Below are 14614 nucleotides of genomic sequence, written 5' to 3'. Positions count from 1 at the left end.
AGATTTAAAATGGCTATTTTAGCAATCGATTTCGTAATTATTGATTCCTCATTTGGGTTAAAATTCAGAAATCATAAAAAAAAGATTACAAGCCTTGTCAAATTCTCTTTTTTTATTAGTAAAATGATTCTGCTTCACAGATTCTTTTTTAAAAAAGGGATTTTTTTAAATTATTTTAGAATTAAAAAGAGTCTTGTTGAAATACAAGACAGATTTCCTCAAAATGAACATGATTAAACTTATTAAAATAGACGAAGATTCTCGAGTTCCTAAATACAAACAGATTGTTGACTCTATTCTTCAGAACATTGCTAACGGAAATTTAAAAATCAATCAAAAAATTCCTTCTATAAATAGTTTCAGCGAAGAATTTTATATGTCTCGTGATACTGTTGAGAAAGCGTATAATATTTTAAAAGAAAGAAAAATCATTTCTTCGATCAGAGGAAAAGGTTATTACATTACTCGAACAAAACTAGAATCTAAAGTCAATGTTTTGTTTTTGACAAATAAATTGAGTTCCTATAAAATGAAAACTTATAGCTCATTTATTGATACTCTAGGAGCCAACGCTCATGTTGATCTTCAAATTTACCATTGCGACGAAACTTTATTTTTAAATATCTTAGATAAGTTTGAAGGAGCTTACGATTATTATGTTATTACAACGCACTTTAAAACAGACGAATTAAGGCATTTAAGTTTTACTGATGATGTTGTAAGCGCTATTAAAAAAATTCCGCAAGAAAAGCTGGTGGTTTTAGATAACATCAAATTGGGAACTGGTGATGATGTTATTAAGATTTATCAGGATTTTGAAAATGATATTTATAATGCCTTAAAAGAAGGACTTTCTAAAATAACAAAATATAAACGTCTGATTTTGGTATATCCAGACAAGGCCGTTTATCCTTATCCAAGAAGAATTTTACATGGATTCAGAAAATTCTGCGTTGAGCATGAAATTAACTTTGAAATTCTAAGTGAAGTTTATGACGATATGATCCTAAAAAAAGGAGATTTATTTATCACCATTGAAGAATCTGATTTGGTGAATTTAGTAAAGCAGATTCGTGATGAAGAATTTGTTTTAGGAAAAGAGATTGGCGTGATTTCTTATAATGATACTCCCTTAAAAGAATTATTGGGTATCACTGTAATGTCTACCGATTTTAATGTAATGGGAGAAACCGCCGCGAGAATGATTTTGAACAAAGAAAAGGGTCAGGTAAAAGTTCCTTTTAATTTTATTGATAGAAATTCTATTTAAGAGGTGCAAAGGCACAGAGGTTCTGAGGAACAAAGGTTTCTTCTCTTTGTCTAAAAGTTTACCCTTTTTGCTGATAATTTATTCTATAAAAAAACCTCGTCTTTTGAACGAGGTTTTAGTTGTATTATTTTTTTGATTCTTCGATAGAAACTTTTCTGAACTCTTTTAAAAGTTTTTCAATTTCTAAAGTTGATTTACGTGCTCTTGGTCCAGCAGCTTTAATTCCTTTTTCAGTCAAAGATTCAGCTTCAGCTTTGAATGTTTCAATTTCGGCGTTGATTTTTACTAATAAATCTTTCATGCTTATATATTGTTAAATTAAGCCACAAAAATAAAAGTTTGTGTGATAGTTACAACAATTTTGCTGTTAAATTTAATGCAGTTTTTCATTCATTTTCTTTACAATAAATTGACTTCTGATTTTTCAAAAAAACCAACAAATACAACATATTAACAATCAACAACTTATTCGTAAGAATAATTTTAAAGCTATTTTTAAGAGCTTTTAATAGAGTGTTGTAAAAAATAATATTTTTTCCTAAAACACCTCTAGAAATGCTTTTAATGAAGAACTCTTTAGCGGAAAATTACCCAAAAAAGGAAAATTTTACTCAAAGCTAATCTTATTTAGATATACATTTTTTTATAAACCTTGATCAAATCTGTGATATAAAAACAATACGAGCTTTTCATATCTATATATAAAACATTTAAAAGTTTAAAAATTATTTTACTTCAACTTTAACTTTTGCAGAAAGCTGTTTGGCCAAGTTTGTCACATAATTGGTAAAAAAAGCAGAATCACTAAAGCCTTTATCCGCACTCAGTTCCCAAGCTGCAATAGCATAATAGGTGATTTCTTTATTGTTTTCTACTTTTAATTTTGCCAAATATGAATCTGTCAGCTGCCCTGTTTTTGGAGCTTCAATATAACCTTGATAAATTTTTGCGGGAACTAAAATAGCTGTTCCTAAAATCCACTGACGCTCATATGTCAGATAATCGTGCTGAATTAAGCACACCCAATCACCAGCTTCTATAACTTGAAGCGGATTTTTATTGTTTAAATTAGAAATTGCTGCCAGAAACGTTTCGTTTCCTTTTATGCCATTTATAGAAACCGTGTTTTTGTAACCGTACATGCCTGGCCAGATAGAAGTAGTTTCTTGTACTTGATAAAGATTCCCCGAAGCATTCCAGTTCTGATAGTGATAACTTAAAACTGAATTTACAGGTCCTTCGGTTACAATTTTAAAAGTTGTCTTTTCAACATTGTTGATAGTGTCATTTCCTAAAATTCCAAGTCTGTTTATTTTGTTATTAATCAGCAATGCATATCCTCCTAAACCAACAGAATTACCAACAGGGAAAATGTCTCTTCCCCAATCGTACATTACATGATAGTTATCCTCAACTGCACCTTTACTATTTATCCCAACATTTTCAGGAGTTATGCCAGGAAGTTTTTTTCCGAAAACATCTTTAGAGTTTCTTCCGTCCAGATAATGTCTAAAACCAACCTTGTCATTTTCCCAAGTTGGCCCGTCTGTTTGATATTTCTGATAACCCAATTTTTTATGAACTTGATCTGCCATTAATACTTCCTGCATGTCTGGATGAACTGGAAGATTCTTCCCTTCTCTTTTCCCAAAACGCACACTTGTTTTTATGGTAAACTTCGGATCTGTTTCAGACCATTTTAACTGTACATTTTTTTCTTCGTTAGGCAAAAAATCAGCAGTGAAGAAAATTTCATCCCATCTTCCATCAGCATTCAGATCGTTTGTCTGCGCTGCAATGGTATCTCTTTTATATAATAAGATTGGGAAAGTCCCTTTTATAGAGTTTTCTCCAATGCGCTCTCTTTTTATAGAAATTGATTTCTGATTGAGTGCCAAAGAACTCTCATTTTTTAAAACAATAGTTTTTTCCGTTATATTTTTAGAAACTTTACAACTTGATAATAAAGCAGTTAACAGAGCAACAGGAAGATAAAATAATACTCTTTTTTTCATTCGTTCTAGTTCTTTATTTTTCTGAACAATTTAAGTCTTTTAATTGTTATAAAAACACTTAAAAACAGAAAAGTTTGTCAGAAAGAAATACTTGTAAAAAAAAAGCAGGATAATGAACAACACTTATCCTGCCTTAAAAAGCAACATTTTATATCAAATGTTCGCATGAAAAAATATAAAAAATAAAGTAAATTACATTAAAAAATACATGGCTTTGTAGTATTCCTGAATTTTCTTTTGAGAGATTTTTGGAGGCAAAAAAGGTTTTTTAATTGATGTAGGGTTTAATTTATTATCAAAAAATGCTTTTAACTCTTTTAAAATTTCTGGTCTGGTTTTAGATTCGTCAAACAGAATAAAATTATTTGTACCTTCTAAAAAAGATAAACTCCTATAAAACTGCACATTAAACAAACAAACTAAAATATTAGCTCCTCTTTTTTCTTGTGCCAAAAAATTAAGCAATTCGTTATGGTTGTGTATCACAAAAACAATGCGATCAAATTCTTTAGCTACTATTTCATCAAAAAAAGAATCTTCTATAAAGTCAAGCTCTTCCTTAAATCTTCTTTTAAACATTTTTAGAAAAGTGCCATTACTATCAAATATTAGAACTTTTTCCTTCTTCATTTTCCTGTCTTTTAAATAAACATCAAAATTAAACCAGCAAATAATCGATAAGTACCCTAATAGGCTAAAAATTAGACATTATAGGGTATTTTTAAATCTTTATTACCTGAGTAACATTGTTTTCAACAAAGGCCAATAAATCTTCCATTTTCCTACAATCGAAATCTTTTCTGGAAATAGTAATAATGTAGTTATTGTGTTCTTTTATATAGAGAAATAAAAAATTTTTAGTTAGGATTGCCTTTTCTATTGTTGTCCATTTGTGAGTTAAACTGCCTAAAGGAAATTGAATACAGAACTTCGAATTAGTAAATTTGAATCTATATCTGTTGTTTAGTTTTTTAAATTTTAGCAATCTCTTAGTCAGTTTAAAAACTATTCCTGAAATAGCATCTACAAATGAGTTTTCAATTATTACAAAAAAAACTATTACTGCTAAACTTCTTATTAACCAAACAAGAAAATCTGTTTCTAAATCAATATTTGATAAATCAAGAAAAATCAGGAGCAACAAAATCAATATTGAAACCAAAATAACACGTTCCTTGAACAAATGTTCAAAATACATTTTGTTGAGCTTTCTTATTTCGAAAAGATTTAATGGAAACTCTAATGAGAAATTTGTGGCATTCATGATTTTTGCTTCAGATTTTAACTTAATCGCAAAAGTATTCCAAGAGTTTTCTTTAATGTAGACCAAAAAGTCTTTAATCTATCATAATAAGACTTTTTAAATTTCGAATTCAAAAACATATTTTTCAATAATCTAAAAAGCGAGATTTTTCTATAATAATATATATATCAAATAAGTTCCCAAAAAGACAAAAAAATAACAGAATAAGACATAAAAATATATCGTATTCGTTTTGTTTTCAAATAGTTATAATAAAACAAAGTTTTATTTTGAAGTTTAAATTATTTATTTACTTTTGAAAATAATTTAATTTTTGAGAATAATTTCCTACAATGCATCCATATTCAACAGAAGAGGAATTAAGAGAAAAAATAAAAGAGCTTAGCTGTCTCTATACTATCTCGAAAACCATCTCCAAATCAGACTCGATAAATATCCAGACGTTTTATGACATTATTTTTAGTGTAAAAAATGCATGGCGCTACTGTACAGACAATGTGGTTGAACTCCATATAAAAGATTATCATTTATCTACGTCTGAACAAATGGGACCTACTATTTTTCAATCTAGTTCAATACTAGTAAATAAGGTATACTATGGACATATTAAAGTACACTATCCTGCAAAAAAATATAATTTAAGCGATTTTAGCGAGGATGAACAGCTACTTTTGGATACTATTGCAATAGAAATTGGAAATTATGTTGACAAATATCAAACCCTTGAAAGAAAAGCGGCATTAAGACGAATTGTCGAACGTATGGAACGCCTTTCTCTGCTTGGAGAAATGACTGCTGGGATTGCTCATGAGCTAAATACTCCTCTAGGTAATATTTTAGGTTTTGCAGAACTGATTAAAGCTCAAAATTCTAATTCTGAAATTGACGCCGACATTTCTATTATTATCAATTCCGTTATTTATTCACGCGAAATTGTCAAAAAACTGATGTTCTTTTCTTGCGAAATGCCTCAAAAATTAGAATTGCAAGAATTAAAACCTATTATAATTTTTGCTCTTTCCTTTCTAAAATCCAATTTTCAAAAAAAAGCAATAAGACATGAATTGATTTTTAAGAATGATACTATAATGGCCACATTAGATTCTGTTCAAATCACTCAAGTACTATTTAATCTTTTGATAAATGCCATCTATGCTTCGCCAGAAAAGAGCACTATTAAGATAATTGTAGATGATGATGAAACAAATCTGTATTTAAAAATCGAAGATAATGGCACTGGAGTTCCAGATTCTATAAAAGAAAAAATATTCGAACCTTTTTTTTCAACCAAACCGGTAAATTACGGATGTGGTCTTGGTTTAAGCGTGGTACATGGTATAATAAAAAATCATAATGGAGAGATCACTCTTCAAGACAACTCCCCTATTGGATCGATTTTTACAATTCGAATCCCATTATTCTAAAAAACATGACACTCAAAAAAGAAAATATATTGGTCGTTGACGACAATAATGATATGTTGGATCTAATTCAAAGACAATTAAAATCTTTCAATTATCGCACATACAAGGCCTCTTCTGTAAGTGAAGCTATAGATGTACTCAAAAATACAGATATAGATTTATTAATAAGCGACTTAAACATGCCGAACATCAATGGATTTGAACTACTAAAATTTGCAGAAGAACATTATCCTGCAATACCAAAATTAGTCATATCAGGCATTCCATCTGTATACAATGCTGTTAGTGCAATGAAATCTGGAGCATTAGATTATTTAACGAAACCTTTTACAAGCGAAGAACTTCATAAAACCGTTCTAGATTCATTAAAGAAACGAATAGCTACTTCTAAAACTTCAATTAATTTTCGCGATATAAACATTGAAAAAGTTTATGGAGGCCTTACTGGAAATTCAATTCATTTTAAAGAATTGACAGAAATAATCAAAAGAGTTAAAGACACTAAAGCAACTGTGCTTATTGAAGGTGAAAGTGGTACGGGAAAGGAACTAATTGCAAGAGCCATTCATTTTACCAGCAAACTAGCAGACAAACCTTTTATTGTAGTAAATTGTGGAGGAATACCAGAAAACTTAATAGAATCTGAATTATTTGGTCATATTAAAGGTTCATTTACAGGCGCTACAGAAAATAGGATCGGTTTATTTCAATCTGCCTCTGGAGGAACCATTTTTTTAGATGAAATTGGAGATGCTCCAATGTCTGTACAGGTTAAGCTCTTACGCGTTATTCAAGAAAAAGAAATTTTAAGGGTAGGAGCCACAAAACCAGAAAAAATTGATGTCAGAATCTTATCTGCAACAAATAGCAATTTGGAAGAATTAGTTTTAAAAGGTTTATTTAGAGAAGACCTATACTATAGAATTAATGTTATCAATATTAAAACAACACCTCTTAGAAATCGTAAGGAAGATTTAGGAATATTAATAAACGATTTTATTGAAAAATATTCTCATGAATACAATAAACCAGATATTAAAATAAACGAAAAAGTAACCGATGTTTTACTAAGATACAATTGGCCAGGAAATATACGAGAGCTAGAGAATGTAATTCACAGAATGGTAATTATGAGTGACGATATCATAACTTTAGATCATGTTCCCGCAAATCTAAAATACCATATTCCATCTTCTGACACAATTTTTAAATCTTTAAAAGAACACGAAAAAGAGCAAATTTTGAAAGTTTTATCAGCAGTCAACAATAACAAGACGAAAGCAGCTCAAATATTGCAAATCGATCGAAAAACATTAAATCAAAAAATTCTATAAAAACGGGTATATATTCCTCAGCTGACCATAATCTACCTATACTTTTTGTATATTTTAAAAACGCCCAGGATACAATCTACTGATTTACAAATTAATATAAATACAGGCACATAATTTGCCTTTAAAAGTCAAAAAAATATTAAAATAAATCAAATTAAGTGTCAAAATGCCCAAAATGAAGCAACAATTAGGCTCAATTATAATTTCAGGTATAAACTTCTTAAAAATTTTTAGTGATTTTTCTGTGTCACTAAGTAAAAATTACTTTATAACTAATCTAAAAGAAAATATTTATAGTATTTTATTTCAAAATACTTTAAGGCCCTTATCCTTCACTAGTTAAATTTTAAAGCATTTATTTCTTGATTAAGTTATCAACAATTAACACCTTGCTAATTATCAATAACTTATAAAACAAAAAAAGCATTTATTTTCTTAAAAAACTTAACTTTATAACACAAATCCACATTTCCATGAAAATAATTAAACATTATTATGATGCAGATGATTCTTGGGTAGAACATTATGCAGCACAAATTGGAGGAAAAATTGAAGGAAACTTTATCCGACTACCTGAGGAATCCCAAACAGGCATTAGATATTTTTTAAATTGCGGTGACGGTATTCTAGCTTATTACATAAATGTAGAATATAAAAGGAACTACCAATTGATTCAACAGAATTTAAATCAAGATTTTGTTGGATTTTATTATAATCTAACAGAAGGAGAAGCTACTGTAAATACTGACTTTCTTTTATATAATGTTGGTCGATGGAATTACAATCTAGCCGTTATTGATGGATCATTGGAATCGGAATATAATGTAAAGAAGGGAAGCAAAACCTTTGCTTTGTGCATTTTTATAAAAAAAAGCATATTAAAAGCCTTCACCCAAAAAAATAATATTGCAATTCAAAATATTGATGCAATACTTGATCCAAAAGAAAATACAATGATTCGATTTGATAGAATTAGCAGCGAAAGCTTTCATATATTAAGTGATTTAAGAAAATTAGAAGTTGGAGGAGCTATTTTCGATCTACATTTAAAAGGTACTGTACACCTGTTAATTTCAAATTATCTAAAAAAGTTAGCCACTAAAAAAATCGTCATACAAACTGTTAACAAAAAAGACTTAGACCATATTATTGCAATGCAAATGTACCTAATCAAACATTTGAAAGACAATTTTCCGAGTATAACTCAAATGGCTAAAATGTCAGGCATGTCTGAGTCAAAATTTAAAAACTTATTTAAAAAAATAACAGGAAATACAGCTAATGTTTTTTTCATGGAAAATAAATTGTTACTGGCCAAAGAACTTCTTGAAACCAAGCAGTTGACTATTTCTCAAATTTCAGATGAACTAAATTTTACCAATAATTCGTATTTCGCATCAAAATTTAAAGAACATTTTGGATTATCTCCTAAAGCCTTTTATAAACAATTGTAAAGCAGTATCAACAAAACATTAGAAAAACAAGTCTATGAGAAAAGTTACGCATTATTACAGTTTAACGCCAGAATGGCAACAAGATTTAGCGAAACAACTAAATACAGAATTAATTGATAATAAACTTATTATTTTACCAAATGATATTGGAAAAGGCTTTTTTTATTTTTCTCAGGTAATGGATGGAATATCTGTTGTTTATGCTGATTTTATTCCAACAGCTCCTTTTAAACTAACAAGGCATAAATCTGAAAATGAATTGTATATTTTTCATTTCGATTTGAGCGAACACATCAATCTCATTAAAATTGATGATATTGATTATGAAATCGGTGCTTTTAATCAATTGGATTTAGCCATTCTCGATAATCAAATACAGAGTTCATATAAAGCAACTGTCAATGAAAGAGTCATTGCTTTAAGATTGCTTATAGACAAAAAATTACTTCATGATTTTATTCAAAAATTTAAAAAAAAGGAAAATACGTTTAATCATAATGAAACAAACAAAAAAGTGTTTTATCATTACGGCAATATTGACAGTAACAGTATACTTCTCATTAAATCCTTACAAAACAAATCTGTTACCGATCTCTCTTTTGACTCATTCATAAAGGGAATTTCATTAAAAGTCCTTGGTAATTTTTTTAACAAATTTTACGAATCAAGAGAACAGCATACTGAACTTACCGAAATTGAAACTGAGTTTATAGATAAAACAAAAAATTATTTGATAAATAATCTTCACGGTCCTTTTCCTTCACTAATATTTTTGGCTGGTATGGCAGGAATGTCGGCTTCTAAATATAAAAGCTTGTTTAAAAAGCGTTTTAATAATACTCCAAAAAACTTATTTATAGAAGAAAAAATTAAGCTAGCCCAAAAACTTTTAAAAAGTGGCGAGTATTCAACATTATCTGCAGTTATGTACGAGTTGAATTATACTAAACTAAGCTATTTTACTTCCAAATACTTCGAACAGTTAAAAACCAAACCGACTGAGGATTTTATAAAAAAAAGAAATTAATAAAAAAACTTATTCAAATACAGACAAACTTTTTTCTAAAATTGGAGTTTCTGGTATTTGTCAAAAAATCATATTTTAAAATTAGAATTCATAAAAAAAAGAGAAAATAAAATTTTCTCTTTTCTAGTTTGGCTTATAAAAAAATAAAAATAACCTGAGAATTTCACAACCAGATTAATATTTACAGTTGCAAATATCTTATCATTTAAATCCTTTAATTACTCTTAGAAGTCTTTAAAATTATATTTTAGGACAAATTTTTAATTGCAAACTGGACTGTAAATAGTTTCAGTAGCAACATTCTAAAAACTATTAATCAAAACAAGAAACTACTTAACACTGTTCTTTAAATTCTTAATTAATGGATCTTCTAAAAGTTTAATCTGATTAATCACAATCTCAGCTATTTTTGTAGCTCCTAACAAGGAAAGATGAGTATCGTCGGCTTTATCTTTGTCATAATACGGATTTTCTCCTGCTTTAAAATGAAGATGCAATTCTTTTGATCTGTCTGGCCCATAAGATTGCTCTAATAATTCGGTATGATATTCTAAATCTATAAACGGTACATTATATTCCTGCGCAACCAATCGAGTTTCTAATGGATAATCTCCATGTGTTGGAACTAGCGTGCCTTTTTCGTTAAAATTGCGTCTGGAAATAGAAGTCAGCAAAACCGGAATTGCGCCTTTCTCTCTGCTTTCTTTTACGAATTTTATTAAGTTGTATCTATACGCTGTATGCGGGTTGGTGTAACGGCTTGGATCTTCTATTTTTTCATCGTTGTGTCCGAATTCTATAAATACATAGTCTCCTTTTTTTAGTTTTTGATAAATTGAATCCCAACGTTTTTCTGCGATGAAGCTTTTGGTGCTTCTTCCATTTACGGCTTTGTTCACTACTACAATATCATCTTTAAACAATGGTTGCAATACCTGCGCCCAACCATGTTCTGGATTTTTTTCAGGATCTTTTTTATTGGCCATTGTAGAATCGCCAATGCAGTATAGGGATGTTTTTTGGGCGAAGCAAACTGTGGTGATTAGGAATGCTAGGATGATGTATTTTTTCATTTTTCTTATGTGTTATTACTGATGTGTTTTTTCTATATTTTACCTATATTCTTTGTCAAAGAAGGACACAAAACTTTATGGATATTCTTTATGTAGACGCACTGCAGTGTGTCTCTACGTAAAAATCTCTGCGAACTTTGCCTCTATATAAAAACTTTCTGTCCTTTGGGTATTCTTTGTGTGCTTTGCGATACAAAATTAACCGCAAAAAAGACGCACTGCAGTGCGTCTCTACAGGAAAAACTTTGAACCTTTGTCGCTCAGAACCTTTGAACCTTTGCAAAAAAACTAATGTTTTGAAACCGCTGTAGGAACTCCAGCGCGTTGTCCTATAAACACATCTGTCATCAAGACATTTTCTGCATTTTCATTTGAGAGCGCATTTTTTGCTTCTTTTATTTCTATGTTTTTTAATGATATGTTCTTGATTTTTTTGTCAGCGAATCCTTGAATTACGATGCCAGATTCTGATGCTTTGTTACAGGTAATATTTGAAAAATATACATTTAATATATCCGATTGATAGCCTTTTCCTTCTCCGTGATAATTGGCCGTAATATACAAGCAATCTTCTACTTCGTCTAATTGAATATTTCTAACAAATACATTTTTGATATATCCTCCTCTATCTGCATTTGTCTTTAGATAAATACCTCTTTTTAAATATCCTGCAGTTTTACAATTTTCTACAAAAACATTCTGAACTCCAGCCGACATTTCGCTACCAATTACTACACCGTGAAGTCCTTTAAAATTACAGTTCCTAATAACAATATTTTCGCTTGGTGTTGCTGTATTAGCTCTTCCTTCGTGGTCTCTTCCTGCTTTTATGGCAACATTATCGTCTCCATTGTCAAAGTTTACATTTTCAATTAAAACGTCTTTTGCGTATTCTGGATCGATTCCGTCATTATTATGATTCAGTGATTTATAGCTTATTCCGCGAACGGTTATGCTTTCTGATTTTAAAAGATGCAGACACCAGAATGGAGAATTTTCGATTCGTATATTCTCTACCAAAATGTTCTTAGAGTTTAAAAACTGAATCATCTGCGGTCTTAAGAAATAACCTTCTCCAAATTTTCTTTCGCTTAATGGCGTATTGTTGTGATTCATATCACGGCTTCTATTCTTACCTTCGTTTTCTTTTGCTTTAAAGGTTTTCCATATCTTTCCTCCTTCTCCATCAATAGTCCCTTCACCAGAAATGGCGATATTGGTGCAATTATTAGCATAAATAAGCGGACTATAATTGTAAAGCATTGTGCCTTCCCAACTTGTTAAAACCATAGGAAGATAATCTTTTGGATTGTCACTAAATTTTATTTTGGCTCCTTTTTCCAACTTCAAATTGACAGTGCTTACAAAATGAATCGGGCCGTTTATTTTATAGATTCCTTTTGGAACAATGATAGTACCCCCATTATTCTTTTTGCACAATGCCATTGCTTTATCAAAAGCTTTTTTATTGTCTGAAACAGAATCTCCTTTTGCCCCTAGTTTTAATATATTGATCTGATATGAAGGAATTACAGGAAGCTGAATTCGTTTTACAATAGAATCGACTTTTGCTGATGGAAAACCTGCGTTTTGTGCAAAACAAACGCTGGAGAGGAGTATTAAGAGAAGATATTTCATTTTTTTTTAGGTTCTGAGGTTCTAAGATACTAAGGTTCTGAGGTTTTCTTTTTTGGGGGCGCACTATGTGATTTTAGGTTTAGTAAAGAAGCTTAGTATCTTAGCTCCTCAGAACCTTAGTCCCTTTTTTTTAAAAATACCAAGCACCAGCCTTATCCTTAAGAATGTTCTCAATAGAATATTGCGCCACTTCTTTTTTAGAAAGCTGATACGACCATTTTACTCTTTTTGATGGTTGAAATCCTTCACCAGTGCAATTGTATTCTGCGTAAAACGTTTTTTTTTCTGCTTCTAGTTTTGACCAATTTTCCCAACCTTCGGGTTTAATTTGTGAGCCCATTTCACAGTTTATAAAAACGGTTTTCGCATAAATACGCCATGGTCTTCCTAAATAAACGTCTTTTGCATCAGTATTTGCTGTGAGTTTACAATTTTTAAAAACGAATCCGAAAGGTGTTCCTTCTGGAGTTGAAGCTGCTGTGATATATGAACTTTTGATACTGTGAATAGTACAGTTTTCGAATAAAGCTGTTGCGCCACCAAATATAAAATCGGTTGTGCCTTCTATGTAACAGTCTTTAAAATATTGTTTGGCTTCTTTTCCAGATAAATATAAAGTATCTTGATTTCCTAAGAGATTACAATTTATTATTTTGACACGATTTGCTGTAACCGACAACGCAATAGCCTGCCCGTGTTCCCCTGAAGTATTTTTAATGGTAAGGTTTGATGCCGAAAAATCGTCACCTTCAACCAAAAGCGTGTAGGTATAAAAAGTGCTGTTTCTTCCCAAAGCAATTTTCGAAAAATTATCATCAAAGGTTATAATGGTGTTTTCTTTGCTTTCTCCTTGTAAAACAACGTTTGTGTTCCATTCTGGAATTCGGACTTTCTCGTTATATGTTCCATTTTTTACAAAGATGGTTACTTTATCATACGGAAAAGCTTGTGTTGCATAAACTGCATCTTGAATTTTGGTAAAATCTCCCGAACCATCTTGAGCCACTGTAATATAATTGACATTTTTCTTTTCGGCGGCACCTACTTTCGTTCCATTTTTAACTGCCCAATCGGGAAATTTTTTCAAAACTTCTTGCGGTGCATCTGAATACCAAGAATAGCCATTTCTTCTTTCTGATCCAATCTGATCTAATGATTTTTTCTTGATTCCGTCACGGTCACAAAAGAAAGGTTCATTGGTTTCCAAATCCATAAACCTTGCCCAGATCGGTTTTGCATTTGCAGTTGGAATCATTTTTTTGTCAACAATTTTTCCCGCATCATTAAGAACTCTTTTTTCTTCTAAATTGGTAATTTTTGTTTTTTCGAACCACTCCGTAGCACTTTTTACGGCTGTTACAATTTCGCTTGAAGGCTTATCAATTGACATTAAAAGCAACACAATTTTTGTTGATTCATATCCACTTAATGATGCTAATTCAAAAGCCCTAGCATTTGCAGGAGCCAATGTTACCTCGTCATGCTGTGCGCACCATGCCGTTAAAACTCCTTTTTGTTTGTATTGTGTTTTTAAGATGCAGTCGATTCCTTTATCAAAAGCTTTTTGGCATTTTTCTACAACTTCTTTTGATGGTTTAATGCTATAATAATCCGATTCGTCTGCTACAGCTTTTATGACATTCATAATATTCACCATCGAATCGTCATTGTAGGTAATGTGCGTATAATAGCCTTTTTTTAATGGATAAAACTGAGGCCAGCCTCCATTTGCATATTGCGCTTCAAGCAGATAATTTAAACCTTTTAAGAAGGATTCTCTGTAACGTTCGTCTTTTACCTGCGCGTACATTCTAGACATAAAAAGCATTTCTTGACAGGTTGCTCCGTTGTCTGTCGTAGTTTCTATGGCCGTTTTTTTGAGTGCAATTAAATCTTTTTTCTTCTTCTCGGTCAGTTCATCCTGCATTTGGATGTTCTTTGGCCAACCTCCAATGTCTCTTTGATAGAGCAATACATTTTCGGCTACTCTTTTTGCATCTTCAGTTGCAAACCAAGCGGCATCGTTCTTACGAATAATATCAGGCCATCTTTTGTAAGTATTCTGAGCATTTACAGCAAAACTGCAAAGGCACAAAAAAAGTATCATTTGTTTTT

12 protein-coding genes are annotated in these 14614 nt (G+C 30.7%); 5 read left to right on the top strand and 7 right to left on the bottom strand.

All coding sequences use genetic code 11. The features are described 5' to 3' along the window. Positions 1-229 precede the first annotated feature (229 nt). A complete protein-coding gene (locus DMB71_RS14185; protein WP_111367146.1) occupies positions 230-1270 on the top strand; it encodes a GntR family transcriptional regulator in 1041 nt (346 codons plus the stop codon). 124 nt (positions 1271-1394) lie between these two features. On the opposite strand, the gene DMB71_RS14180 is transcribed toward DMB71_RS14185, so the two are convergent. The 4 genes from DMB71_RS14180 to DMB71_RS14165 form a co-directional block, all read right to left on the bottom strand. Then, positions 1395-1571 (bottom strand): histone H1, encoded by a 177-nt coding sequence (locus DMB71_RS14180; protein ID WP_008467640.1) that lies wholly within the window; start codon positions 1569-1571, stop codon positions 1395-1397. A gap of 424 nt (positions 1572-1995) precedes the next feature. Further along, the gene (locus tag DMB71_RS14175) at positions 1996-3285 is read right to left on the bottom strand and encodes a DUF4861 domain-containing protein (RefSeq protein WP_111367143.1); all 1290 of its coding nucleotides are present in this window, start codon (positions 3283-3285) and stop codon (positions 1996-1998) included. 192 nt (positions 3286-3477) lie between these two features. Then, complete coding sequence (locus DMB71_RS14170) at positions 3478-3915, bottom strand: hypothetical protein (RefSeq protein WP_162614828.1); 438 nt, start codon at positions 3913-3915, stop codon at positions 3478-3480. A 91-nt stretch (positions 3916-4006) separates the two neighbouring features. Beyond that, on the bottom strand, positions 4007-4549 hold the full coding sequence (locus tag DMB71_RS14165; protein ID WP_162614827.1) for a YcxB family protein: 543 nt from the start codon (positions 4547-4549) through the stop codon (positions 4007-4009). A gap of 332 nt (positions 4550-4881) precedes the next feature. Here DMB71_RS14165 and DMB71_RS14160 point away from each other — a divergent pair, with 332 nt between their 5' ends. The 4 genes from DMB71_RS14160 (at position 4882) to DMB71_RS14145 (ending at position 9788) form a co-directional block, all read left to right on the top strand. Further along, a complete protein-coding gene (locus DMB71_RS14160) occupies positions 4882-5973 on the top strand; it encodes a sensor histidine kinase (protein WP_111367138.1) in 1092 nt (363 codons plus the stop codon). Positions 5974-5978: 5 nt separating this feature from the next. Further along, entirely contained in the window at positions 5979-7307 is a 1329-nt protein-coding gene (locus tag DMB71_RS14155; protein WP_111367136.1) for a sigma-54-dependent transcriptional regulator, read from the top strand. Between the two features lie 473 nt (positions 7308-7780). After that, positions 7781-8761: a helix-turn-helix domain-containing protein gene (locus DMB71_RS14150; RefSeq protein WP_111367135.1), complete on the top strand. Its 981-nt coding sequence runs from the start codon at positions 7781-7783 to the stop codon at positions 8759-8761. 34 nt (positions 8762-8795) lie between these two features. Continuing rightward, a complete protein-coding gene (locus DMB71_RS14145) occupies positions 8796-9788 on the top strand; it encodes a helix-turn-helix domain-containing protein (RefSeq protein ID WP_111367133.1) in 993 nt (330 codons plus the stop codon). A gap of 329 nt (positions 9789-10117) precedes the next feature. Here the strand turns inward: DMB71_RS14145 and DMB71_RS14140 are convergent, their stop codons facing one another. The 3 genes from DMB71_RS14140 to pelA form a co-directional block, all read right to left on the bottom strand. Beyond that, positions 10118-10861, bottom strand: a complete 744-nt coding sequence (locus DMB71_RS14140) for a rhamnogalacturonan acetylesterase (protein WP_111367132.1) — start codon at positions 10859-10861, stop codon at positions 10118-10120. 288 nt (positions 10862-11149) lie between these two features. Then, positions 11150-12499: a glycoside hydrolase family 28 protein gene (locus tag DMB71_RS14135; RefSeq protein ID WP_111367130.1), complete on the bottom strand. Its 1350-nt coding sequence runs from the start codon at positions 12497-12499 to the stop codon at positions 11150-11152. A 130-nt stretch (positions 12500-12629) separates the two neighbouring features. After that, the gene (gene pelA / locus DMB71_RS14130) at positions 12630-14606 is read right to left on the bottom strand and encodes a pectate lyase (protein ID WP_239452975.1); all 1977 of its coding nucleotides are present in this window, start codon (positions 14604-14606) and stop codon (positions 12630-12632) included. Positions 14607-14614: the final 8 nt, after the last annotated feature.

This window comes from Flavobacterium tistrianum (assembly GCF_003254545.1).
GTDB classification, from domain to species: Bacteria; Bacteroidota; Bacteroidia; order Flavobacteriales; family Flavobacteriaceae; genus Flavobacterium; species Flavobacterium tistrianum.
The sequence above is the reverse complement of the archived record's forward strand: the minus strand, read 5'-3'. Positions and strand labels throughout refer to the sequence as shown.